General features: G+C 59.8%; 16 protein-coding genes and 2 tRNA genes. 3 read left to right on the top strand and 15 right to left on the bottom strand.

Translation table 11 applies throughout. The features are described 5' to 3' along the window. Window positions 1–72: 72 nt before the first annotated feature. The 10 genes from R5R33_RS13675 to R5R33_RS13630 all read right to left on the bottom strand — a co-directional run bounded on the left by R5R33_RS13675 (window position 73) and on the right by R5R33_RS13630 (window position 10,780). Entirely contained in the window at window positions 73–897 is an 825-nt protein-coding gene (locus R5R33_RS13675; RefSeq protein ID WP_318953257.1) for a sulfite exporter TauE/SafE family protein, read from the bottom strand. Between the two features lie 90 nt (window positions 898–987). Further along, complete coding sequence (gene pnp / locus R5R33_RS13670; protein ID WP_318953256.1) at window positions 988–3,096, bottom strand: polyribonucleotide nucleotidyltransferase; 2,109 nt, start codon at window positions 3,094–3,096, stop codon at window positions 988–990. A 204-nt stretch (window positions 3,097–3,300) separates the two neighbouring features. Next, a complete protein-coding gene (gene rpsO / locus R5R33_RS13665) occupies window positions 3,301–3,570 on the bottom strand; it encodes a 30S ribosomal protein S15 (RefSeq protein ID WP_318953255.1) in 270 nt (89 codons plus the stop codon). Window positions 3,571–3,749: 179 nt separating this feature from the next. Then, window positions 3,750–4,700, bottom strand: coding sequence for a tRNA pseudouridine(55) synthase TruB (gene truB, locus R5R33_RS13660; protein WP_318953254.1), 951 nt, complete (start codon window positions 4,698–4,700; stop codon window positions 3,750–3,752). Continuing rightward, window positions 4,700–5,140, bottom strand: a complete 441-nt coding sequence (gene rbfA / locus R5R33_RS13655) for a 30S ribosome-binding factor RbfA (protein ID WP_318953253.1) — start codon at window positions 5,138–5,140, stop codon at window positions 4,700–4,702. The genes truB and rbfA overlap by 1 nt, the downstream gene beginning before the upstream one ends. 69 nt (window positions 5,141–5,209) lie before the next feature. Continuing rightward, a complete protein-coding gene (gene infB, locus R5R33_RS13650) occupies window positions 5,210–8,020 on the bottom strand; it encodes a translation initiation factor IF-2 (RefSeq protein WP_318953252.1) in 2,811 nt (936 codons plus the stop codon). 146 nt (window positions 8,021–8,166) lie between these two features. Continuing rightward, window positions 8,167–9,663 (bottom strand): transcription termination factor NusA, encoded by a 1,497-nt coding sequence (gene nusA, locus R5R33_RS13645; RefSeq protein ID WP_318953251.1) that lies wholly within the window; start codon window positions 9,661–9,663, stop codon window positions 8,167–8,169. 177 nt (window positions 9,664–9,840) lie between these two features. Then, window positions 9,841–10,317, bottom strand: a complete 477-nt coding sequence (gene rimP / locus R5R33_RS13640) for a ribosome maturation factor RimP (RefSeq protein WP_318953250.1) — start codon at window positions 10,315–10,317, stop codon at window positions 9,841–9,843. A gap of 253 nt (window positions 10,318–10,570) precedes the next feature. Continuing rightward, a tRNA-Met gene (locus tag R5R33_RS13635) sits at window positions 10,571–10,647 on the bottom strand. 56 nt (window positions 10,648–10,703) lie between these two features. Beyond that, window positions 10,704–10,780: transfer RNA gene (locus R5R33_RS13630), tRNA-Met, on the bottom strand. 393 nt (window positions 10,781–11,173) lie between these two features. Between R5R33_RS13630 and R5R33_RS13625 the strand changes: the two genes are divergently transcribed. The 3 genes from R5R33_RS13625 (at window position 11,174) to R5R33_RS13615 (ending at window position 15,711) form a co-directional block, all read left to right on the top strand. Continuing rightward, window positions 11,174–13,288: a TonB-dependent receptor gene (locus tag R5R33_RS13625; RefSeq protein WP_318953249.1), complete on the top strand. Its 2,115-nt coding sequence runs from the start codon at window positions 11,174–11,176 to the stop codon at window positions 13,286–13,288. Between the two features lie 73 nt (window positions 13,289–13,361). After that, a complete protein-coding gene (locus R5R33_RS13620; protein WP_318953248.1) occupies window positions 13,362–14,531 on the top strand; it encodes a PepSY-associated TM helix domain-containing protein in 1,170 nt (389 codons plus the stop codon). Between the two features lie 154 nt (window positions 14,532–14,685). Next, a complete protein-coding gene (locus R5R33_RS13615) occupies window positions 14,686–15,711 on the top strand; it encodes a zinc-binding alcohol dehydrogenase family protein (RefSeq protein ID WP_318953247.1) in 1,026 nt (341 codons plus the stop codon). On the opposite strand, the gene R5R33_RS13610 is transcribed toward R5R33_RS13615, so the two are convergent. From R5R33_RS13610 to R5R33_RS13590, 5 genes are all read right to left on the bottom strand, one after another. Then, on the bottom strand, window positions 15,688–16,404 hold the full coding sequence (locus R5R33_RS13610) for a nucleotidyltransferase family protein (protein WP_318953246.1): 717 nt from the start codon (window positions 16,402–16,404) through the stop codon (window positions 15,688–15,690). The genes R5R33_RS13615 and R5R33_RS13610 overlap by 24 nt on opposite strands. After that, complete coding sequence (locus tag R5R33_RS13605) at window positions 16,370–17,362, bottom strand: XdhC family protein (RefSeq protein ID WP_318953245.1); 993 nt, start codon at window positions 17,360–17,362, stop codon at window positions 16,370–16,372. Before R5R33_RS13605 ends, R5R33_RS13610 begins: the two co-directional genes overlap by 35 nt. A 12-nt stretch (window positions 17,363–17,374) precedes the next feature. Then, on the bottom strand, window positions 17,375–19,756 hold the full coding sequence (locus R5R33_RS13600; RefSeq protein WP_318953244.1) for a xanthine dehydrogenase family protein molybdopterin-binding subunit: 2,382 nt from the start codon (window positions 19,754–19,756) through the stop codon (window positions 17,375–17,377). After that, window positions 19,753–20,259, bottom strand: coding sequence for a (2Fe-2S)-binding protein (locus R5R33_RS13595; protein ID WP_318953243.1), 507 nt, complete (start codon window positions 20,257–20,259; stop codon window positions 19,753–19,755). Before R5R33_RS13595 ends, R5R33_RS13600 begins: the two co-directional genes overlap by 4 nt. Before the next feature lie 299 nt (window positions 20,260–20,558). Beyond that, complete coding sequence (locus R5R33_RS13590) at window positions 20,559–25,652, bottom strand: OmpA family protein (protein WP_318953242.1); 5,094 nt, start codon at window positions 25,650–25,652, stop codon at window positions 20,559–20,561. Window positions 25,653–25,659 lie beyond the last annotated feature (7 nt).

The following is a 25,659-nucleotide window of genomic DNA, read 5'->3' as shown; positions in this document are numbered from 1 at the left end:
CGGAAACTGACTGCACAAAAAAAGCCGCTGCGGGAAACCACAGCGGCTTTTTTATTACTGCCACCAGGCCAATCAGCTGAATAGCACGGTGTAGTTCTGCCAGATAAAGCGCACACCAATTACAAACAGCAGTCCGGCAAAGCAGTTTTTCAGCAGTTGCGGCGAGAGCCTGTGGGCCAGCTTCGCGCCGAGGCGGGCGAACCAGGTACTGGCGAGCACGATGCCAACAAAGGCCGGCCAGTAGATGTAGCCTGTGCTCCACGCTGGCAGCTGGGGATTATTCCAGCCCTGCACCGCGAAACTCAATGCACCCGCAATCGCGATCGGCAGGCCACACGCAGCAGAGGTGGCAACCGCACGCTGCATGACGATATGGCAGCGCGACAGGAACGGCACGGTAAGTGAGCCCCCACCAATACCGAAGATCGCCGACGCCCAGCCGATTACCGCTCCAGCCAGGGTCAGCCCGGCCTTGCCAGGCAGGCGACTGCCATCGGTCGGCAGTTGCACCTTGCGCAGGCCGTCGATCCACATTTTCACCCCGATGACCACGGCGAAAATACCAATCAGGAACTGCAGCCAGGCGCCGGAGAGCCAGTCCGCGGTCATACCGCCGAGCCAGGAACCGAGCAATATGCCAGGCGCCATGGTGGCGAAGATTTTCCAGTCCACCGCGCGTTTGCCGTGGTGGGTGCGCACGGAGCTGATGGAGGTGACGATAATCGTGGCAAGCGAGGTGCCAACCGCCATGTGGGTGAGAATCTCCGGGGCGATACCCTGGGCGGAGAACATCAGCACCAGTGCAGGTACGATAATCAGCCCGCCGCCAACACCGAACAGTCCGGCGATGGTTCCGGCCCCCATACCCACCAGTAAATAGAGCAATAAGACTTCCACGCCCTTCCCCCAGATTTAATAAAAAAAAACGGTGGCATATAGCCACCGTTTCCGTCAGCCCGCAAGCGGGCTGGCTGCTTCTGACAAGGATTACTCTTCGCCAGTGGCCTCGTCCGCCTGATCGGCAGTCGCTTCCTTGATGGACAGCTTGATACGGCCGCGCTGGTCTACGTCCAGCACCTTGACCTTGACCAGCTGGCCTTCGCTCAGGTAGTCGGTAACCGCATTGACGCGCTCTTCGGCGATCTGGGAGATGTGTACCAGACCGTCTTTACCCGGCAGGAAGTTCACGAACGCACCGAAGTCGACGATGCGCACAACCTTACCTTCGTAAATTGCGCCGATCTCGGCTTCCGCGGTGATTTCCTCGATGCGGGTAACCGCCGCTTCCAGGCTTACACCGTCTTCACCAAAGACTTTTACGGTACCGTCGTCTTCGATATCGATGGAAGCACCGGTTTCTTCGGTGATGGAGCGGATGGTCGCGCCGCCTTTACCAATCACGTCGCGGATCTTGTCCGGATGGATCTTCAGGGTCGCGTAGCGCGGAGCATTCTCGTTCACCACTTCGCGGGAAGCGCCGATCACCTTGTTCATTTCCGCCAGGATGTGCAGGCGGGCATGCAGTGCCTGCTCGAGAGCAGTCTCCATGATCTCTTCGGTGATACCTTCGATTTTGATGTCCATCTGCAGCGCAGTCACACCAGAAGCGGTACCGGCTACCTTGAAGTCCATGTCGCCCAGGTGGTCTTCGTCACCCAGGATGTCGGTCAGAACCGCAAAACCGTCTTCTTCCTTCACCAGACCCATGGCGATACCGGCAACCGGTGCTTTCAGCGGTACGCCCGCATCCATCAGCGCCAGGCTGGAACCACACACGGAAGCCATGGAGCTGGAACCGTTGGATTCGGTGATCTCGGAAACTACACGCAGGGTGTAGGGGAAGCTCTCCGGGTTCGGCAGCACAGCGGCGATACCGCGACGGGCCAGACGGCCGTGGCCGATTTCGCGGCGACCGGTTGCGCCTACACGTCCCGCTTCACCTACAGAGTAGGGAGGGAAGTTGTAGTGCAGCATGAAGTAGTCTTTGCGCTCGCCTTCCAGGGCGTCGATGATCTGCGCATCGCGGGTGGCACCGAGGGTGGCAACAACCAGCGCCTGGGTTTCACCGCGGGTGAACAGCGCAGAGCCATGGCCTTTCGGCAGCACGCCCACTTCCACGCTGATCGGGCGCACGGTTTTGGTGTCGCGACCGTCGATACGGGGCTCACCGCGCACCACAGCACCGCGTACGATTTTCTTCTCCAGCTTGCCGAAGTAGGTTTTTACGGTAGCTTCGTCCACTTCTTCGGTGGCCAGTGCAGCCGCAGCGGCATTGCGCAGTTCGCCCAGACGGGTGGTGCGCTGCTGCTTGTCGGTGATGCGGTACGCTTCCTTCACCTGCTCGCCGAACTGGCCTTCCAGTGCGGACTTCAGTTCTTCGTTGGCGGCTTCGGGCTGCCAGTCCCAGGTGGGCTTGCCAGCTTCGGCTTTCAGTTCTTCACAGACTTTAACCACCGCCTGCATTTCCTGGTGCGCAAACAGAACCGCACCCAGCATGATGTCTTCCGGCAGCTCGGCGGCTTCGGATTCCACCATCAGTACGGCGTCTTTGGTACCTGCGACCACCATGTCCAGCTCGGACTCTTTCAGTGCTTTATATCCCGGGTTCAGGATGTAGCCGTCTTTTTCGGTGTAACCCACGCGCGCCGCGCCGATCGGGCCACTGAACGGAATACCGGAAATGGCGAGTGCCGCGGAGGTACCGATCATGGCGGCGATATCCGGATCAACGTCCTTTTCCGCAGACAGAACGGTACACATAACCTGTACTTCGTTCATGAAACCTTTCGGGAACAGCGGACGGATCGGACGGTCGATCAGACGGGAAGTCAGGGTTTCTTTTTCAGACGGGCGGCCTTCACGCTTGAAGAAGCCACCGGGAATTTTGCCAGCCGCGTAGGCCTTTTCCTGGTAATGCACAGACAGTGGGAAAAAATCCTGGCCGGCTTTGGCGTCTTTGGCACCGACAACGGTACACAGAACAACGGTTTCGCCCACAGTGACGAGCGCCGCACCGGTAGCCTGGCGCGCGACGCGGCCGGTTTCGATGGTGACCTGGTCTTTTCCGTACTGGAATGTTTTGGTTACTGGATTCACTAGTATCTTTCCTGTTTCCTTACGGCTGCTGGCCCATTCCAACAGCCCCTACTGTGTTCGCCTGCACACGCAGACGAGTTTGCCGAGCCAAGGCTCTTGGCCGCTCGGCGTTCCCAGGGGAAAAACATCGCTATCCCCTGAAAATTCGTTAATTCTTTACAGCTAAAAAGAACAATGCCCGCCAGAGGCGGGCATTGCAGGGTCTTAGCGACGCAGGCCGAGCTTGGCGATCAGCTGTGCGTAACGGTTCAGATCCTTGCGCTTCAGGTAGTCCAGCAGCTTACGACGCTGGTTTACCATGCGGATCAGACCACGACGGGAGTGGTGGTCTTGCTTGTGGGAAGCAAAGTGACCCTGAAGCTTGTTGATGTTGGCGGTCAGCAGGGCAACCTGAACTTCCGGAGAACCGGTATCACCTTCAGCTTGGCCGTGCTCTTTCAGGATGGCTGCTTTTTCAGATGCAGACAGTGCCATAACGAATTACCTCGTTCGTAACATGCTTTGAAAATTCGGCTGACCCGTGCATGTTTACAGATCAGCTAATTACGTTTGCGGGCTAACCCGCGGCGCTCGCCTTCACTCCGTCATACCGGCGCAGGCCGGTATCCAGATGGATTCCGGATCAAGTCCGGAATGACGAGATAAAGAAACGATTATTTCACCAACCGGCGGGGGGCGACCCGCCCGTCATCAGTAATTTCTCCAACGCCCAGAAATTCACCACTTTCCAGGAAGAGGCGCACCATATCACCTTCATCGCCCAAACGATAGACCTGCAGATCCATCACCGGCTGCCCCTGACGCAGATAGTAGCCCGAGTCGTCTGTAAGGATCATTTTGGGCAGCGCGGAGGCGGGAGAATCCGCCGGTAACAGGTGGTGATCGAGCAATTCTGCGCGATCTTCCCCCCGCTCTTCTGCCAGCTCTTCCAGCGTGACCGCATCGTCCTCGTGGTAGGGACCGGCGGCACTGCGGTGGAGCTTCTCCACGAACGCACCAACGCCCAGCGCCTTGCCCAGATCCTCGGCGAGGCTGCGCACATAAGTGCCCTTGGAACAGTGCACCTCTACTTCCGCCCGGGGCAGCTTGTCGGGAGAGTCCGCCGCGGGGATGAACGTCAGCAGCTCGTAGGAATAAATTTCCACTTTCCGAGGTTCCCGCTCCACTTCAATGCCCTGGCGCGCCAGTTTGTACAGCGGCTGACCGTTGTACTTGAGCGCCGAGTACATCGACGGCACCTGGCTGATGGTGCCGCGGAAGGCCTCCATCGCCTTGCGCACCTGGGCCTCGGTAATTCCTGAGGCATCCGTGGTGGAAACCACATTGCCATCGGCGTCGCCTGTCTCGGTGGTCATACCGAAACAGAAGGTGCTGCGGTAGCGCTTGTCCGCATCCAGCAGGTACTGGGAGAACTTGGTCGCCTCGCCGAAGCAAATCGGCAGCACGCCGGTCGCCAGCGGATCCAGCGCACCGGTGTGGCCGGCGCGGTTGGCGAAGAAGAGACGTTTGGCTTTCTGCAGGGCATCGTTGGCAGAGATCCCGGCGGGCTTGTTCAGCAACAGCACGCCGTCGACCTGCCGGCCCCATTTTGGTCTGCGGCCCATCAGTCGTTACTTTCTTCTCGGTGGCCTTTATCTTCGCCACGATCCTCATCGACCTGATCGTCGCCTGCCTCAGAGTGCTTCTGGTCCGCCTTCACCGCCTTGTCGATCAGCGCCGAGAGGTGCTGGCCGCGCACGGAGGTTTCGTCATAGCGGAAGTGCAGACGGGGAATGGTGCGAATCTGGATCTCTTTCGCCAGCTGGCTGCGCAGAAAACCGGCCGCTTTGTTAAGCGCCGTCATGGAAATTTCAATCTTGCTGGGATCGTCTTCGCCAACCAGGGTCACATACACCTTGGCGGTGGTGAGATCACGGCTCACTTCCACGTCGTTGACATTGACCATGCCAACCCGTGGGTCGCGCACTTCGTGCTGAATCAGCTGGGCCAGCTCGCGACGCATAGCGTCGGCGACCCGGTCGGCGCGGTGGAATTCTTTGGCCATTGATTACCTATTGAGAATGGCAATTCCCCCTGAACACGGAAGTCCGCATTCAGGGGGAAGAGAGAACAGTTACAGTTCGCGGGCTACCTTGATGATGTCGTAGACCTCGATCTGGTCACCAGGTTTGACGTCATTGTAGTCTTTAACGCCAATACCACACTCCATGCCGTTGCGGACTTCGGAAACGTCGTCCTTGAAGCGGCGCAGGGATTCCAGCTCGCCCTGGTAGATCACTACGTTGTCGCGCAGTACACGGATCGGCTTGTTGCGGTGCACGATACCCTCGGTAACCATACAGCCCGCAATGGCGCCAAACTTCGGCGAACGGAACACGTCGCGCACCTCGGCGATGCCCACGATTTCCTCGCGTACTTCCGGAGCCAGCATGCCGGACAGCGCCTGCTTCACTTCGTCCAACAGATTGTAGATCACGCTGTAGTAGCGGATTTCCACACCCTCGTTTTCCGCCAGCTTGCGCGCGGCCACATCGGCACGGGTGTTGAACCCGAGAATGATGGCACCGGAGGTGAGCGCCAGGTTGACGTCGTTCTCGGCGATACCGCCAACGCCACTGGACACCACGGTTACGGAAACTTCTTCGTTGCCGATATCCATCAGTGCGGACTGGATTGCCTCCAGAGAGCCGCGAACGTCGGTCTTGAGGACCACCGGCAGCACCTTCTTCTCGCCGGCTTCCATGTTCGCAAACATGTTCTCGAGCTTGGCGGCCTGCTGACGCTGCATACGCTCGGAACGCTCCTTCTCGGCGCGCTGCTCAGCCACTTCGCGGGCCTTGCGCTCGTCCGCTACTACCAGGAACTCGTCACCGGCATTGGGTGTGGAGTCCAGACCCAGCAGTTCTACCGGGGTAGACGGGCCCGCATCCTTAACGGACTTGCCCAGTTCGTTGGTCATGGCGCGCACGCGGCCGAAGCTCTGGCCTGCGAGTACGATATCGCCGCGCTTGAGGTCACCGTTCTGTACCAGCAGGGTGGCAACCACACCGCGGCCTTTTTCCAGGCGCGCTTCGATCACCACACCAGTGGCGGGCACACCCACCTTGGCTTTCAGCTCCAGCATTTCCGCCTGCAGGGAAACCGCTTCCAGCAGTTCTTCGATACCCTGACCGGTGTGCGCAGACACCTGCACGAACTGGGTGTCGCCACCCCAGTCTTCCGGGATCACGTCTTTGGCCGCCAGTTCGTTCTTCACACGATCCGGATCGGCAGATTCCTTGTCACATTTGTTGATCGCGACCACCAGCGGTACACCCGCCGCCTTGGCGTGGGCGATGGCCTCTTCGGTCTGCGGCATCACGCCGTCGTCCGCCGCAACCACCAGAATTACCACATCGGTCGCCTGGGCACCGCGGGCACGCATGGCGGTGAACGCGGCGTGGCCGGGGGTATCCAGGAAGGCGATCTCGCCGTGGCTGGTCGGCACCCGGTAGGCACCAATGTGCTGGGTAATACCACCGGCCTCACCAGAAACAACTTTGGTGTTGCGGATGTAATCCAGCAGCGAGGTTTTACCGTGGTCGACGTGGCCCATCACGGTCACTACCGGCGCACGGGACACTTCTTCACCTTCCGCCTGCTGGGACTGGGCAACCAGTTGCTCTTCCAGCTCGTTCTCGGAGCGGAACACCACTTTGTGGCCCAGCTCTTCGACAAGCAGGGTTGCGGTTTCGCGATCCAGACTCTGGTTGATGGTGACCATTTCGCCCATTTTCATCAGACGTTTGATCAACTCGCCGGCCTTGATATTCAACTGCTTTGCAAGATCGCCGACGGTGATCGTCTCGCCCAGTTGTACTTCGTACACTTGCTTTCCTGTCGGCCTTTTGAAGCCGTGAGTATTCTTTATATTCAGCGTCGGACGAGACAGGGAACGCGTACTGCGCTTTTCCTCTTCGTCGCTGTCGAAAGTTTCCAGTGCCGCCTCGAAGAGAGAAGTTCTGCTGGATTTTTTCGGGCCGGTCTTGCTGCGACGACCACCGCGACGCTTGCGCGGCTCGTCGTCATCCTCGTCGCGAGTAGTAACTGTCTCAACAGCTTCGTGCTTGCGACGGGGAGCGGCGGCACCTTTAGCCTCGGTTTCCTCCGCATCTTTGCGCTTAACATTTTCCGCGCGCTCTTTCTGCTCGAGCTCTACACGTGCGCGCTCTGCTTCCACACGAGCCTTTTTCTCTTCCAGCTCGGCGGCTTCGCGTTCGTCTTCTTTCTTGCGACGCTCGATGGCGGCAAGACGCATGGCTTCGATATCGTCGACGTAGCTGGAGCGAACAGGGGGGGCTTCTGGCTTCGGTTCGGGCTTGGTTTCCGCGGCCTTGTCTGCGTCTTTGGATTCAACGGCAGCAACTTCTGCGGCTTTAGCTTCCGCCTCGGCCTGGGCCTTCTCCGCTTCTTCCGCCACCTGACGAGCCTTGGCTTCCGCCTCGGCACGCGCCTTGGCTTCGGCTTCCGCGGCTTCCTGTTCGGCGCGCGCGCGTTCCGCGGCGGCTTTCTCAGCTGCGGCCAGCTCCTCTTCGGCCTTCAACAGGGCGGAGGTATCTACTTCTGGCTGCTCGGCTTCATCCGCGTCTGCACGTTTGACGTAGGTGCGCTTCTTGCGCACTTCCACGTTCACTGTCTTACGGCCGGCGCCAGATCCGGTTTTCAGTGTAGTGGTGGTCTTGCGTTGGAGGGTGATTTTGCGAGGTGAAGCGCTCTGCTCCCCGTGACTGCTTTTCAGGAAGTTGAGCAGGACCTGTTTTTCTTCCGCAGATACCTTTGCATCCGCTGAAGTGTGGGGCAAACCCGCCTCCTGCATCTGCTTGAGCAGACGCTCTTCGGTGGCACCAACCGATTTGGCGAGTTCGCTAACTGTTACTTCGGCCATTCTCTCTCCTAAAAAGTCACTTGGTGGCAGAGCAGCTTCAATGCATTTTGCTGCTCCACCCTTGACCTGCATGGCAGGCAATTCGTGGCGCGCACGCAACGTTGGTGCGCGTGGCCGGGCGTTCGCCCGGCACTTGGGTACTTGGCTTATTGACCACTGTCGTCGGCGAACCAGGGTTCGCGGGCTTTCATGATCAGCGCGGCGGCGCGCTCTTCGTCCATACCTTCAATATCCAGCAGGTCGTCTACCGCCTGCTCCGCGAGGTCTTCCATGGTGGCCACACCGCGGCTCGCGAGCTGGAATGCCAGCTGACGATCCATGCCTTCCATGTTGAGAAGGTCTTCCTGGGGCTCACCGGCATCCAGTTGCTCTTCGGAAGCCAACGCCTGGGTCAGCAGGGCGTCTTTGGCGCGGGCGCGCAGCTCTTCGGCGATTTCCGCGTCGAAACCTTCGATGGTGAGCATTTCCTCCATCGGTACGTAGGCCACTTCCTCGAGGCTGGTAAAACCTTCTTCCACCAACACGCTAGCCACGTCCTCATCGATATCCAGACGCTCCATGAAGACTTCCATGATGCTGCCGGATTCGGCTTCCTGCTTGGCTTGCCACACATCAACGCTCATCACGTTGATCTGCCACTCGGTCAGCTCGGACGCCAGGCGTACGTTCTGGCCACTGCGGCCGATGGCCATCGCCAGGTTTTCTTCGGCCACGGCCACGTCCATGGAGCCCGCATCTTCATCCACAACAATGGATTCAATTTCCGCCGGGGCCATGGCGTTGATGACGAACTGGGCGGGGTTGTCGTCCCACAGCACGATATCCACACGCTCGCCAGACAGCTCATTGGACACCGCCTGCACACGTGCACCGCGCATACCCACACAGGCGCCCACCGGGTCGATACGACCATCGTTGGTTTTCACCGCGATCTTGGCGCGCAGGCCCGGATCGCGCGCAGCGCCCTTGATCTCGATGACCTGTTCGGAGATTTCCGGCACTTCGATGCGGAACAGTTCGATCAGCATTTCCGGGCAGGAACGGCTCAGCATCAGCTGCGGGCCGCGGGCTTCCGGCAGGATTTCTTTCAGGATGGCGCGCACGCGGTCGCCGAGACGAAAGATCTCACGGCCCACCAGCTGGTCGCGCGGCAGGCGCGCTTCGGCGTTGTTGCCCAGGTCCACGGCGATAAAGTCGCGGGTCACCTTTTTCACGGTGCCGCTGATCAGGTCGCCGACGCGATCGCGATACTCGTCGACGATCTTGGCGCGCTCGGCTTCGCGTACTTTCTGCACGATAACCTGCTTGGCAGTCTGCGCGGCGATGCGGCCGAACTCGACGTTTTCCACCTGCTCGCGGTAGACATCACCGGCTTTCAGCTCGGGATCTTTCTCGTGAGCTTCTTCCAGGGTGAACTGGGTACCCAGCTCAGCCAGGATCTCATCGCCCACCACTTCCCAGCTGCGGAAAGTTTCGTAGTCACCGGTGCGACGATTGATGATCACCTGGACGGTGGAATCTTCGTCGTAGCGTTTCTTGGTGGCCGTTGCCAGGGCCGCCTCGATTGCCTGGAAAATAATATCCCGGTCAACGCCTTTCTCGTTGGAAACCGCTTCGGCTACCAGCAAGATTTCTTTGTTCATGCAGCTGCCTCTTCAAAAACGCTACGTGCTTTTAATTCAATGCCATGGTGAGCGGCACGCGTGCCATTCCCACCTGCTACTTCTGCATTGCCCTACAAAATATCCCCGGAAATCCCGGGTCCCAAAACTGTGATACCCGCGCCTGCAGATACAAGCGCGGGTAGTGCGGCGAACGCGTTACTTCTTCTTTCCGCTCTCAAACTGCGGAATAACATTCGCCCGCTCAATACTGTCGATCGGCAGCAGGTACTCATTTTCGCTGTCGATGCGCAGGACCACTTCATCGCCCTCGACACCCGCCAGCAGGCCGCGCCACTTGCGCTGTCCTTCCAGCGGCATACGCAGGCGGACTTCCACCTGGGCGCCGGTATAACGCTCGAACTGTTCGAGCTTGTACAGCGGCCGGTCCATACCCGGGGAGGAAACCTCCAGGGTGTAATTGCCGGTGATCGGATCTTCCACATCCAGCACTGCGCTTGCCTGGCGACTGACCTTTTCGCAGTCCTCCACGGTAACGCCCTCTTCGGCGTCGATATAAATGCGCAGCAGGGCGTTGCGACCGTGGGTCTGGTATTCGATCCCCCACAGTTCACACCCCAGCGATTCAACCACTGGAGCCAGAAGCTCTTCCAAAAGTTCGCGCTTACTTGCCATATCACCACTTTCGCCCGCGATCATGTCAGCAGTGCTGCCGACTAGCGGGGCAGATGTGCAACTGCCGCAGCAGGTTGCAAAAACAAAAAATGGGCAGCGAAGCTGACCCCACGGTCCGAATGAGAAACCGCGGCGCCGACTTCCGGCCCATTCGGATGACAAACTAGGATAACCCCATTTGCCGCAGATACGAAAAAGCCCCTAACAGGGGCTTTTACTACACAAAAGCGCCCTGAAGCACTTTTGTAAAATTTGGTAGCGGGGGCAGGATTTGAACCTACGACCTTCGGGTTATGAGCCCGACGAGCTACCAGGCTGCTCCACCCCGCAACAACAACTCTGGGATCTTACAACCACTTACCACTTGAGAAGTATAAATGGAAATTTGGTAGCGGGGGCAGGATTTGAACCTACGACCTTCGGGTTATGAGCCCGACGAGCTACCAGGCTGCTCCACCCCGCACCAACAACCCTGGAAATCGACCTGGTAGGACTTCGATTTCCCGCGGTGGGTGACCCCAACCGCTCAGAGGCTGCGCATTCTATTGATCGCCCCCGGGGGAGTCAAGTCACTTCTGGCATTTAATTTCACGCCTTGCTCGAACACCAGTATTTACGGGCCTGACAAGGATATTAATGAAACAGCACCCGCTGCCACCAGATGCTAATTGCTAAGCATTCTCATTTACTTTATGATCGCGCTCCAGTTTAACTGGGGCTTAAGACATCCGGGCGGGGTCATCACCTATCGCCCGCCACGTGACTTGAACAAGCAGTCGCGCCCAAAACATAAGCCCAGTATCTACAACAAAGTTTCACAACATATCTCACCAAATAATTCCCCGAGGAGTTCAGCATGCGCGGGACACGTACTTCCCTTGCCCTGGCCATCGCCGCCGCCAGTTCAATCACCACCTCAATGGCCTCTGCCGCAGAAACCGATGCGCGTATTGCCGAAGAAGTTGTGGTCACCGCGAGCCGTACGGAAAAGCCCCTGAACGCCATTCCCAATACCGTCACCCTGATCGACCAGCAGGAACTGACCAACCAGATGGCTGCCACCAGCGACCTGTCCACCATCCTCGGCAACCTGATCCCCAGCTTCTCCCCCAGCCGTCAGAAAATGACCAGTGCCGGTGAGAGCCTGCGCGGCCGCAAGCCGCTGTACCTGATCGACGGCGTGCCGCAGTCAAACCCACTGCGCGATGGCGGCCGCGACGGCCACACCATCGATCCGCTGATGCTGGAGCGGGTAGAGGTAATTCACGGCGCCAACGCCATTCACGGCATGGGCGCCTCCGGCGGCATCATTAACCTGGTGACGCGCACCCCCAGCGATGAGTTCCAGCAGAGCCTGCGCGTGGAATCCAACCTGCAGCCGGAAGAGCTGGGTGACACCCTGGGTTACAACGGCAGCTACAGCCTCTCGGGCAAGATGAACGATGTCGATGTACTCGCGAGCCTGGCCTACCGCAACACCGGGATCAGCTACGACGCCAACGGAGAGATTGTCGGTTTCGACAATACCCAGGGCGACACCATGGACAGCGAGACCATTAATGCGTTCGTAAAGACCGGCTACAGCTGGGGCGACCAGCGCGTACAGCTGACCGTCAACCACTATCTGCTGGAAGGCAACAACAACTGGTTGAGCGTCGACGGCGACATTTCCGAGGGCATCCCCACCACCGCAATCGAGGCGGACGTACCGGGCAAATCACCCTCCAACGATGTGACCACCATTAACCTGCAGTACACCAAGGAAGATTTCCTCGGCCAGAAACTGCGCGCACAGGTTTTCTCCCAGGACTTCGCCGGCACTTATGGCGGCACCCCCAGCGGGACCTTCCAGGATCCCGCCTACGGCGACGTGGTATTCGACCAGTCCCAGAACAACTCGGAAAAGCGCGGCCTGAAGCTGACCCTGATCAAGGATGAAATTGCCGGCGCGCCGGTGAGCCTCGCCTACGGTGTGGACCTGCTACAGGACGAAACCTGGCAGCAGCTGATCCTGACCAACCGCGCCTGGGTACCGCCGACCAAATACAAGAACATCGCGCCCTATGCTCAGGCGGAGTTCAGCGGCATCGAGCACATGACCATCACCGCCGGTGTGCGCCGTGAAATCTCCGAACTGCAGGTGGATGACTTCACCACCCTGTACTCCTATAACGGCGGCCAGTTCGTGAAGGGCGGCAACCCGGAGTTCAGCGAAACCCTCGGCAACATCGGCGCGACCTATGCAATTAACGAAGGTCTGCGGGTCTACGCCAACTACTCCGAAGGTTTCTCTATGCCGGATGTGGGCCGGGTTCTGCGCGGCATCAACCAGCCGGACCTGGATGTGGAAAGCTTCCTGAACCTGAAACCGATCCTGACCGAAAACCAGGAAATCGGGGTGGACTTCAGCGGCGATAAATTTACCGCACAGCTGGCCTACTACACCTCCGACTCCGACTTCGGCCAGCGCCTGAACCTCGGCAGCGACGGCATTTACAGTGTCAGCCGCGAGCAGACCGAGATCGACGGTGTAGAATTGCGCGGTCAGTGGTTTGTTACTGAAACCGATACCCTGGAAGCCCGTTACGCCTACACCAAGGGTCGCTACGACTCCAACGACGACGGCAAGGTGGATACCGACCTGGACGGCCGCAATATCGCCCCCAACCGCTTCAACCTGAGCTGGGTGCGCAACTGGAACGACGTGTTCAGCACTCGCCTGCAGGCCAACTGGCTGCTGGACCGCGACTTTGAAAACAGCGCGGGAGTGGTGACCACCGAATTCGACGGCTACACCATTATCGATGCCAGTGCACAGCTGAAAGCGCTGGGTGGTGAGTTTGCGCTGGGGGTCCAGAACCTGACCAACGAAGACTACTTCACCTACTACTCCCAGACCGCAGGTAACGATGCCCGCAACTTCAAGGGCCTGGGGCGCAGCGTGAATCTGTCTTACTCGAAAGTGTTTTAATCAAGTCCTGTGATACCCGCGCAAGCGGGTATCCGGATTCCGGCGACTGCCGGAATGACGGGCTGAGGTGTGCATGCGCAAAACCTTTTTCATCCTTCACAAGTACGCGGGCCTTACCCTCGGCCTGCTGCTTGCGCTTATCGGATTGACCGGCAGCCTGCTGGTGTTCGATCACGCGCTGGATGAGAAGCTCGCACCGCACACCGTCCGCTTCAATCCCAGTGCCCAAGCGGCCAGCTACGCGGATATCCTCACCGCTGCTCAGGCGGCAGTGCCGGGCAATCCCGCGCCCACAAGGTTGATGACCCAGCGCCAGCCGGGCAGCCCCCACGTTGTACGCTTTCCCACGCCAGAAGGTGCACCAGGCCCGGTGGAAGTCAGCGTATCGCCCACCGATGCAGAAGTACTCGCGGTGCGCACCTGGGGCACATCGCAAAGTGCCATGACCTGGATTTACCGCCTGCACTACACATTGCTCGCGGGTAAAACCGGTAAAACCGTGGTGGGCTTTATGGGGCTGCTGCTGATGCTGTTCTGTATCAGCGGCGCCGTGCTGTGGTGGCCGAAAAAACGCAAGCCCGGCAAAGGGAAATGGAAGCGCGCCTTGACCATCTCCCGCACCGGCAACCGCTTCCGCTTTTATTTTGATGTCCACCAGGTGTTCGGTATTTATTTTCTGCCGCTTTTGCTGTTGATCAGCTTTTCCGGCGTGACCCTGGTATTCCCCTCGCAGGTTGAAGCGGTGGTGGGCAGTTTGTTCAAACTGGAACCACGCCCCGTCCTGCCCGGCTCGAACGCGGAATCCGGCACCCCGATATCTCCAGACCAGGCCGTTGCCATCGGTGAGACCGTATTCCCCGGTGGTGTTCTGAAACGGATTTATCTGCCTGTGGATAACAAAGACAGCTACGGCCTCACTTACCGCGCCGCCGGCGAAGCCTGGTCCAACTACGGCGCCAGTGTTGTGCGTATCGACCAGTACTCCGGCGAGGTCCTGATGTCCCAGAACGTCACCGAGATTCCACTGGGCAACAAGATCCTGCGCTGGCAGTTCCCCCTGCATAACGGCGATGCCCTGGGTATCGTCGGACGCTGGCTGGTACTGATTGCAGGACTGGCACCCGCGCTCCTGTTCGGAACAGGACTTTACCTGTGGTGGCAAAAACGCAGCCTCCGACAGAATGCCAGTAGCCGGGAACCGCGTAATCCTGTCCGACCGTCCGATATCCCCGCGGAAGTCTGAGGCAAATCACAGTCTCTGCGGTACCGCTCAACTAAACTGCGACCGCGCCTACAAAAGCGGTGCCACACTGTGCGCACTCACTGGCGAGATTGTTGAAGCAAAGGACATTGATTGTCCGCCCCCTATAAGCACCCAACGGATATGGAGCTCCCACGTGAAAGCTGTCGGTCTTTTCCAATACCTGCCCATCGACGCTGAAGAGTCCCTGCTTGACCTGCAAATAGACCAACCGGAACCCGGCCCGCGGGACCTGCTGGTGGCGGTCAAAGCCATCGCGGTAAACCCGGTGGACACCAAAGTCCGCGCCCCCAAACCCGACGCCATTGTGGAAACAACACCAAAAATCCTCGGCTGGGATGCGGCGGGTGAAGTCGTGGCCGTTGGCAGTGCGGTGGAAAACTTCGGGCCCGGCGACCAGGTGTACTATGCCGGCGATATCACCCGACCCGGTTGCTACAGCGAATTCCAGCTGGTGGATGCGCGCCTCGCAGCCCGCATTCCCCGCACCCAGGACTACTCCGCGGCGGCTGCGCTGCCACTGACCAGCCTCACCGCCTGGGAAGCCCTGTTTGACCGACTCGAAATCAGCAGTACCGGAAAAGATGCCGGCAAGTCCATCCTGATCATTGGCGCCGCCGGGGGGGTAGGTTCCATGGCCATCCAGCTGGCGCGCGCGCTGGCCAAGCTCAATGTGATCGCCACCGCATCGCGCACCAAATCCAGCTTCTGGGTAAAACAGATGGGGGCGAGCCATGTGGTGAACCATCGCAACCCGGTGGATGAGGAGCTCACGGATATCGGTATTCCGGAGGTTGATTATATTCTCTGCCTCGCAGACACCGACCAGCACTTCCCGGCCATGGCCAATGCCATCAAGCCCCAGGGGAAAATCTGCTGCGTGGTCGACAATAAAGAGCCCCTGCCGCTGAACCTGCTGAAACCCAAAAGTGCGACCTTTGTATGGGAGTTCATGTTTACCCGCAGCCAATTTGCAACCGATGACATGGATCGCCAGGGATGGATACTGGAGCAGATCGCGGAGCTGGTGGATAACGAGACACTAGTGACCACCGTCAGTGACACGGTGGAGCCGATAAGTGCCACCAACTTGCGCCTGGCGCACCGGCAACTGGAAACCGGCAGGACGATCGGCAAGTTAGTCCTGAGCGGCTGGGAATAAATTCGAAGTCATTCCGGCATTACCCTGCCAGTGGCGATCAAACGCTCCCCGGGTATCAATATCGAGAAGTGTACCCGGGTCATCCACGTCAACGACGGTCAGCGCGGATACATTCGCGGCGATGACCTGGCGTGCACCCTCGTCCCCGGTAAGGCCATATAACGCAGGCCAGAATTTTCGTCCGAACACCACGGGGTGGCCGCACTGCATGTTAAACCGCGGGCGGACAATGGCATCGTTAGCACTGAGTTTTAATAGTTTCGTGAGTATTGCCGGTTGCAGTGCGGGCATATCCCCCAACAGGATCGCAACACTGTCGATATCACGGATAAACGACATTTCCCGTACGGCGGTCATCCCATCAGAGATACTGGCCCCCAGGCCACAGCGCGCATTGGGCGCTCTGACAATGTGGCAGTCGTCTGGGATCCCCAGCGCAGTCGGGCAGTCGTCGGGACGAATCACCACCGCCAGCAGGCTCGCCCCACTCGTGTCCGTAAAGACGGGCCGAAGCTGCGCCAGCGTGTGTTCGAGCAGACCAACACCGTCCGCCAAGCGTAAGGTGCGTTTGTCAACACCGCCGAAACGCCGGGAAAACCCGGCAGCCATTACCAGTCCCAGGGTTCGGCCGCCGAGTTCATAAGGCAGGTTATCGAAGTCAGAGTGCATCGCGCCGGATACCTCGCTGTACACGCAGGATATCGGCCATCACCGCCAGCGCGATTTCCGCAGGTGTTTTACTCCCCAAAGCGAGGCCAATGGGCATATGGATGCGATCCAGCTCTTCCGCGGTCAGGCCGCCTGTGGATAACAGCCGGGTGGCCCGTTTATCCGAGGTTCGCCGTGATCCCATAACGCCGATATAGAAAGCGTCAGTTTTGACCGCTTCCATCATCGCCAGGTCATCGATACGCGGGTCGTGAGTCATCGCCACCACCGCAGTCTGCTGGTGGCAATTGCCCGCCTCGGCGATAAACCGTGAGGGGAAGATTTTTTCCAGACGCACACCGGCGAGATGGAAATCGCGATATTCCTCTTCCCGCGGTTCGCACAGGATCACTTCGTAACCCAGCGCCACCGCAAACTCTGCACAGGTTCTGGCAACACTGGAGAGCCCGGCGATCACCAGGCGTGAGGCAGGCCCCACACGAATGCTGGCGATATCCGCGGTGACCGATACGGTATCACCGTCGGTGTGCGCAACCGGGAACAGACTACTGCACCCGTCGACCAGGGAGACCGTGCGTATTTTCTGCCGCTGTCCACGCAATACCGCGAGCAATTCCGCAAGGTGCTGGCGATTCCCATGCTCCGGGGTGAGGCGCTCAATCAATACCTCCAGAATACCGCCGCAGGGCAACTGCACCGGCAGGCGATGCTCAACCGCAGGTCGATCGCGCTGGTCGCCGTAGCGTTCGACAGACACCCGCTGGCTGAATTCGCCACGCTGCACCCGCGCGAGAAAATCCTCCTCCACGCAGCCACCGGATAACGAGCCCAGATGCCTGCCATCCCCGCGCGCCACCATGATCGAGCCCGGCGCCCGCGGCGATGATCCGAACGTGGAGAGCACGGTGCAGAACCAGATGGTTTCACCGGCGCTCAGCCACGCCAGTCCCCGCTCTACCACCTGCACATCGAGGTGCTGCATCTCTCGCTCCGCTCAGCTTTTCAACTGGTCTGCGATCGGCAGGGTGCGGATACGTTTGCCGGTCGCGGCAAAAATCGCATTGCACAGGGCCGGGGCCACCGGCGGCAGCCCCGGTTCCCCCACGCCGCCGAGGGGCATATCCAGATCGTTATTTACCGCGTGTACATGAATTTCCCGCGGGGCGTGGTTGATTCGCGGTACCAGGTACTGGTGAAAGTTATCCTGCTGAATCCGTCCGTCCTTGGCCGTAATCTGCGTCATCAACGCGATGCCGGTGCCCATCACGCAGGCACCTTCCATCTGGGCGGCGACACGATCCGGGTTGATCTGGGGGCCGCAGTCAAACGCGACATCCGCACGGTGCACGATAACATCGCCACCCTCGGTAACCTCCACATCCATCACGATCGCGCAGTAGGACACAAAGCTGTTGTGCACCGCGAGACCCAGCCCGCGGTTGGCTGGCATTTCCCTACCCCAGCCGGCCTCTTTCGTAGCCCGCTCGATCACTGCCCGGTAACGAGCCGTGTCGATGGGATAGCGCGCAGGGTCTTCGCCGTAATTAAATATATGTTCCTTGCCCGGATCGATTTTTCTGTCCGGTCCCAGTAACTCCAGCAGAAAGTCCCGGTGATCTTTGCCCGCCAGATGGGCGAGCTCGGCAACAAAACTCTGGATCGCAAAGGCGTGAGGCACGTTGTATACCGAGCGGAACCAGCCGATACGGATATGCCCCTCCGCCTCGCCGTTCTCCAACTGTACCGCCGGGATATCGAACGGCATATTGCGGATGCCCATGCCCATTTCAGACGGGGACTGATACTCGGCATTGGGGGCAAACAGGGACGAGATACTGGGAGCAAGGGAACGGTGCAGCCAGCCGCTGACCCGCTTGTTGTCGTCCAGGTAGCCTTGCATATGCTCCAGTGCCACCGTGTGGAAAAAGCCGTTGTGCAGGTCATCTTCACGGGTCCACTGTACCCGTACCGGGCGACCATTCATCGCCTTGCTCAGGTCCGCGGCCTCAAATACATAGTCCGGTTTGGCTTTGCGCCCGAAGCCGCCGCCCATCAGACCACACTGCACAGTGACATTTTCCGGCTTCAACTGCAGGCGTTTGGCCACGCCATCGCGGGCAGCTTGGGGATTCTGCACCGAAGTCCACACATCGGCCCTGTCCCCGTTAATCCGCACCATGGCCGCCATGGGTTCCATCGGCGCCTGGGCCATATGCGGTGCGTAGTAATTGACGCTCAACGACTGCGCAGCAGCCTCGCGGGCGGCCGCCATATCACCCTTCTGGCTCACCACCTTGCCCGTTGTTTTCGCCCGCTCCCCCAGTAGCTTGCGGTAGGCGACCGAGTCGTAACTGGCATTGGCACCGGCCGGCCCGTTATCCCAGTCGATGCCGAGCGCCTTGCGTCCCTGGATCGCCGCCCAGGTGGATTCCGCCAGCACGGCAATCCCGCCCATGGGCTCATAGCCAGAGGGCTGCGTTGCGGTGGGCATCTGGATCACCTTGACCACGCCCGGCACCGCCAGCGCCTTTTTGTCATCGAATGATTTTACCGCCGCACCGTAAGATGGCGGGCGTGCGATGACTGCGTACAGCATGTTGTCCCAGCTGACGTCAGCGGCGAACTGTGCCTTGCCGGTTAGGATATCCATTCCGTCGACGGCCAGCGGCTGGGCGTCATTGGTTTTGGGAAACGCCTGCGGCTCGCGCATGATAAAGCGCCATTCGTCCGGGCTTTTCAGCTTCAGGGACTTGCGCTCCGGAACCGGCTGCTCGGCAGCCGTCGCCGCCAGTTCACCGAAAGACAGCGTACGGTTTGTGGGAATATGGATTACCTGATGTACCCCGGTGCGACATTCCGCCACCGGCACGCCCCACAGTTTGGCCGCCGCGTGTTCCAGCATGCTGCGTGCCGCGGCACCGGCTCGACGCAGCGGGTCAAACCAGTGGCGCATGGAACGGGAGCCATCGGTATTCTGGTTGCCATATTTTTCTTCGTTGGCAATGGCCTGTTCAACGCGCACCTTCTGCCAGTCGGCCCCCATTTCGTCGGCCATGACCATCGCCACACTGGTGCGGATGCCCTGCCCCATTTCGCCGCGGTGATTGATCAGGGTGACGGTATTGTCCGGAGCGATACTGATAAACACATCCGGGTTGTCCACCCACCCGTGGGCCATGGCTTCTGCGCCATATTTTTTTGGATTGTCCGGGTCCTCACCCTCGGCAGCCGATGTCGCCGGTGTCCAGCGCGCGGCGATGACCAGCACACCGGTGGCGGTGAGGCCGCGCAGGAAACGGCGACGGCTGACGTTGGCAATTTCCAGTTCCACCTCGTCTGTCTGCGTGGCGTTGGGATCAACAATCGTATTGCTCATACCTTCACCTCCGTAAACAGGGGTTCGCCGATGCTGGCAGCCTTCTTTTCAGCCGCCGCAGCAGCGCGATGAATGGCCTTGCGAATACGGGGATAGGTACCACAGCGGCAGATATTGCCACTCATCTGGCGGTCGATCTGGGCATCGTCGGGATTCGGATTGTCCTTCAACAAGGCGACTGCGCTCATCACCTGTCCCCCCTGGCAATAGCCACACTGGGCCACCGCCTCATCCATCCAGGCCTGCTGCACACGCCGACCTACCGGGTCGTCCTGCATGGCCTCAATGGTGGAGATTTGTTTGCCCTCGGCCATGGAAATTGGCGTAGTGCAGGAGCGGATAGGATTGCCATCCAGATGTACGGTACAGGCACCGCATAACGCCATGCCGCAACCGAAGCGTGTACCGGTGAGCTTTAGCGTATCGCGCAGTACCCAAAGGATGGGGGTATCGGCGGGTACATCCAGCGAGCGCGGCTCGCCGTTGATGGTGAGTTTTATCATGGGCTTCTCCGCTCGCCTGTTTTTTTACTTATACCTATTCGCATAACAAAGTAGAGCAAGCAGAGGAAGCTTTCAACGCACGTTCCTCTGCACTTCTTGCCTATTTCTAAACAAGGCACGTGCCTTATATCGGTACAACCATCAGGCGAAAAGGTAGCAGGAGAGATGTAGTGGGTAGGGGCGATTTTCCGTCAGAAGGGATGGGAATGATCAGCCGGTAACGGCGAAGGCCACTACAGAAACCCTCCGGGAGGATTCTGCAGTGGCCGCGTCACGCGAATTGTAGAGTGACGGCAGGGTTAAAATTTACCGACCATATTGATGAAGACGCCCTGACTGTCGTAATCCAGGTCCGTCAGGTCGTCGGAGAAATCGGTAAAGTTATAACCGATACCCGCCTTGAAGTGATTTCCCATCTGGCGATACAGCGCCAGCAGCGCGCCGCTTCTGCGGTCGCCCGCTTCCGGCAGGTCGAGCACGCGACCTTCCAGCAACAAATCCCATTTATTCACGAAGTGCCAGTCGGCGCGCATCACGTACAGGTGCGCGTTACTGTCAAAGAACTCGGGATTTTCGCGCTCCATGCTCAACTGCCCCAGACGGTAGGCGTACTTGGCGCCGAGCGTCCAGCGCTGGGTCAGGTCGTAGTTGGTATCCACGGAGAAGATGTGACTCTTCTGCACGAACTCCACCGCACTGCTGGCGCTGCTTGAGGTCACCAGCACCTGATCGGTGGTGGGCACATTGTAGAAGTAGGTGTACTTCAGCAGTGTATTCCAGCGGTCGTTCGCCACCGGGCGGTAGGCATAACCCATCACACCCTCGGTGTACTTGCCGTCATAGAACTGCCCGGCGGAACTCTGGCTGTCGGAATAATTGAGCTTGCCCACCAAACGCCAGTCCGGGCTGATCTGGAAGCTCAGGGCATTTTTCAGCAGCCAGGTTTTGCGCTCGTTTTCCAGCACGGTTGCCGGGTCGGTCAGCGTCTGCATATTGTCGATGCGGTATTCCACCGCGCTCGACACACGCAGGTCGCCGTCGTTAAAGCCCATGCTGGCGCCCATGGCGCGGCGCTCGGTTTCGGCACCGGTGCGCGGGTCCTCGAGGGTGCCCGCCTCAAGCGATGTTCCGTAATTCCAGGTGTCGCTGGGTGCCAAGTCCACGCCGAGGGCGTGGGTGAGACCGGTGGACACATCCCCGTGGGTGTAGCGCTCTTCGCCGTAAATGCTCGTAGTGTCGGAGAAGCGACTGCGGAAACCGCTGTTCAGGTTGCCCTTGCGCGCGCGCACCCCGGTGTCGGTGCGTTCGTTGTCGAGGGTGTAGTTCAGGTACAGGTTGGTGCGGTCGGTCACCAGGAAGTCGGTACCGACGCGCGCCGCGTTGCCGGTGTCGCCACCGGAAAGTTCGCTGTCCAGGGTCAGGCGATCACTGACGCGGTAGGCACCGCCAAAACCGACGCGATTGTTTTCATCGCGGTTGCCGGACAACTCGGCGGTACGTTGCACGAAACCGAACGCGTTCCAATTGGCACCGGAATCGTAACCGGCCTGGATCGCTACATCGGTGCGATCGCCCTGTTTCTGGGTGACCGGCACCACCGGTGACAGATCCTCCCGGGAGTCGGAACGGGCCGCGGCGGCGAGGCGCCAGCGCTCGCTCAGGCGATAGCCCAGCTCCACATCGGTGGCGGAGGTCTGCAGGCCCTGCTGCTGTTCCTTGTTGTCCATTTTCAGGCCGACATCGAAACGCTCACCAATGGGCACGTTAACTACCGCACCGTACTGCTCGGTATCGTAGGTCGCCAGCTGGCCCGGCGCGGAAAAGCCCGCGTCCCGCTGCTGCGCATACACCGACATGGAACCGCGCGCACCCTCGAAGAAGTCCCCCATCTGGATGGCGGCTTCCACCTTGTTCGCGCCGGCCTTGGCATTGGGATCGATAGGCCCTCCCTGTTCAAAACTACCCTGATTGAAGCTGTAACCACCATCGAGGGAAGACAGGGTTTCCAGGGTGTTGCCCTGGCTCTCCGCCACTTCCACTTTCATCCAGGTGCCGGCAGTTTTGCGCAGCGTCAGGTCGACGCCGTTCAGTGACGACTCATTGTCCTCTTCATCCTGCTGGCTCGAGCTCACGCCGATGCGGACATGGTCACCGGCCCAGTACTGGGCGCGACCACCGAGGGCGAGGGTGTCGAGGTCATCAAAGCCCGGGGTGTATTCGTAGCGGGCCACCAGATACTGCGGATTGCCGTTGTAGGAGCCATCCTGAACGATCAGGTTGTCGTTGGCGATGGCCGACAGCGGACGGTTCAGCAGCACGCGGCCCTGGATGTAATCCACATCGTAATCGATCACCGGGGTGAGGTTTTTCACCCCCAGCACCAGACCGGAGTTCTTGTCCCGCACTTCCACCCGCAGGCGCTCGGAGCCGGTGAGAATATCCTGGTGGCGCAGGTAGTACAGGGAACCGCCGGTGCCCAGGTACTCGTCGCGACCGGCGATGGTGCCGGGCTCCGCACTGAACGCGTCCACTTCGAAACGCTTGTCGCCAAAGTCGGTGACATCGTCGGTCTCGAAATGGAAATTGGCCCCGTAAAGCGCGCGGTCGATATGTGCCAGTTCGTTGTCGGTGTAGGACGCCTTGAAGTTACCCCACAGGCCGTAATCGTCGTAGTTTTCCAGTTTGATGAAGAACTTGCCGGAGGTGGGGGCATCTTCCACCACCGTCGAATCGTCACCAAAGGTCGGATAGTAGAGATCGCTGTCGAGACGGCGGAACAGGGCATCCGGCGTTTTTTCCATAAAATTGGAGAACAGGTCGTCGATGGGTCCCTCTTCGGTGTCTGCGCTGGCAGACAGGCGCCAGCCATCGCCAAAGCTGCCGCTGGTGTAAAACGCCAGGCGGCCGTCGTAGCTCGCGGAATTGTCGTAGTGGGTCTGGTCACCGGTGACCAGTGCCGCCGGGCCATTGGTGTCATCGCGGGCGATGGTGACATCGGCGATACCCACACTGAACCAGTCGTCGCGATTGAACTCCAGGTCCCGCAGGAACAGTTCACCGTTACCCTGCTCGTCGAGCACCGCCACTTCCACGGTGTGCAGGCCCTTGGCAAAAATTTCCTCGGCGACGAAATCACCGCTGCTGCTCACGGGAATTTCGCGGCCCGCCAGCCACACACTGTGGTTGGCCGGAATATCCGCGCCGTTCACCAGCACTGCATTGCCGCTCACCGGAATATGCTGCTCGGACAGGCGGTTTTCGCCATAGCCCACCAGCAATTCTTTTTCGGTGGTGGCTTGCTGCAACTGCGGTTCGAAGTTATCCACAAGCCACAGGGTCTGCGGACGGGTTTCATCGAAACGCTGTTTCCAGTCGTATACACGCAACACGTATTTCAGCTTTTTCAGCGGCGCCTGGAAGCTGTCGAAGTCCGCCTCCCAGCTGCCCTCACCGTTCTGGTCCAGGGTGACCACCGCCAGTGGTGCGTCGCGCAGGGATTGCTCTTCCTCAAAAATACGCACTTCCGCGCGGGTGATAAACGACGGGTAATTGGTGTAGCGCTTGAACTGCACGCGGCTCTCCACCAGTTCCGTTTCCGGATCGTCCGCATAGCGGATGGTACTGGGGAAGGCGCTGACGTTGAGACGCGGCTGCATCGACTGGTTGTCGAAGCGAAACTGGATGTTGGCATTTTCCAGCGCCACGTCGGTACAGCGCTGCAGGTCCGCGGAGTTCTTGTGCGGATCGTATTCCGGCGCGCCGTCCACGGTGATGCGCATCAGGTTCAGAGCGTAGGGATTGTGGGCCTCCGCCTCCTGCTGCAGGCGCTCGATCTCCAGGCGATCCTGCTCGGCCAGCACCGCCAGCTCGTCGTAAAGCACCTGCACTTCCACACGGGCGCCGTCCATGTGGATAAATCCGGTCTGCACCACATCCTTGGACTCTACATAGCCGCGCCCCTCAAACTCTACCTGGGTAGCGTCGAGTCCGAGCTGCTGCTGCACCACTTCCATGGTCTTTTGCGCGCGCGCGGACGACAGGCCCACGTCGTCGCCGTAGACCATGGCTTCGCGGCGCTCCATGCGCTCGTTATCGCTATAGCCGACAAAACTCAGGCGCACGTTCTGCTTGCCCGCCACCTCTTCCATCAGACGCTGCATCTGCGCCAGCTGCGCGCTGGATATCTGCGGCTCGCCACTGTCGAGGAAAATCGGCGGCACGTCGCCGGTGGGCGATTCGTGGGCGATGGTGATGGTTTCCGCCGCGGCGGATTCCGGGCACGCCTGCACGCCGTCGGCGGCGGTTTCCAGTAAATCGTCGTACCAGAACTCCACCTCCACACGGCGGTTCAGGGAACGGCCCTTGGCGGTGTCGTTGGCGGCGATGGGCTGGCTCGCACCTTTGCCGCTACTGGTGACCATGTAGCCCGGCAGGTGCAGCTGATCCGCAACCGCCAGCGCCACCCGTCGCGCTTCCGCGCGCGACAGCGCCATCTGGTCGTCATACAGTTCCGCCGGGCCTTCCGGCAGCGGCGCGCCATCGGTGTGGCCGACGAAGTGAATGGTGAGATTGGGTTTGTCCAGCAGGGTGTTGCGCACTTCCTGGATACGGCGCACAAAGGCCGCCGGAAGGTCCACCTGCCCCGGCTGCAGGCGCAGCGGCGACACCAGGTTTTTCAGACGCGCGCGCTGGTCGGTGCCCGCGCTGTAGCGCAGCTTACACACGGTTTCCTGGCGGCAGACCTGGACTCGGTTGAGCTGCAGCGCCTCGGCGCGGCGCTGGGCGTCGCGGGCTTGCTGATCCTGCTCGAAATAGCGCAGGGTCAGTTCTACCCGGCGGTTCAGTTCGCGGCCTTGTGCAGTGATGTTTTCCGTCAGCGGTTCGCTGTCACCGCGGCCCGCCACCACAATGGCGTCCTCCGGCAGTTCCAGCGCCGTCTGGAAGTATTCCGCCACCAACTTTGCGCGCGCCTCGGTAAACGCCGTTTTATCCGCGAACTCCGCTTGCAGGTCTTCGCTCAGTGGATCGCTGTCGGTGTGGCCGGTAAAAATCAGCTGCAGCTCGTGAGCGTCGCTCAGGGCCGCGAGCCTTTCCCGCAGCTGGTCGATCAGCGCCGGATCAATTTCATCGCCCACCTCGCGGTACACCAGCGGCGGCAGCGCATTGTTTTCCAGCACCACTTCCTCGGGAGAGATAAACGATTCCGCATCCTGCACCCACCGCTGGCCGGCCGTTGGGATCAGGGTGGTTTCGGTATTGCTGCCCAGCGGTTTGTCGGTGTAATCGCCGGTGGTTTCTATCTGCGGCGAGAGGCCGGGGATTTTCTGCCACCAGGAAATATCGCTCTGGTTTTCTTCCTGGGCGAGTGCCGAAACACTCACCAGCGCGACCATTGCGATT

This window comes from Microbulbifer pacificus, from assembly GCF_033723955.1.
Taxonomy (GTDB): Bacteria; Pseudomonadota; Gammaproteobacteria; order Pseudomonadales; family Cellvibrionaceae; genus Microbulbifer; species Microbulbifer pacificus.
This window is presented reverse-complemented; position numbering and strand designations above follow the sequence as displayed.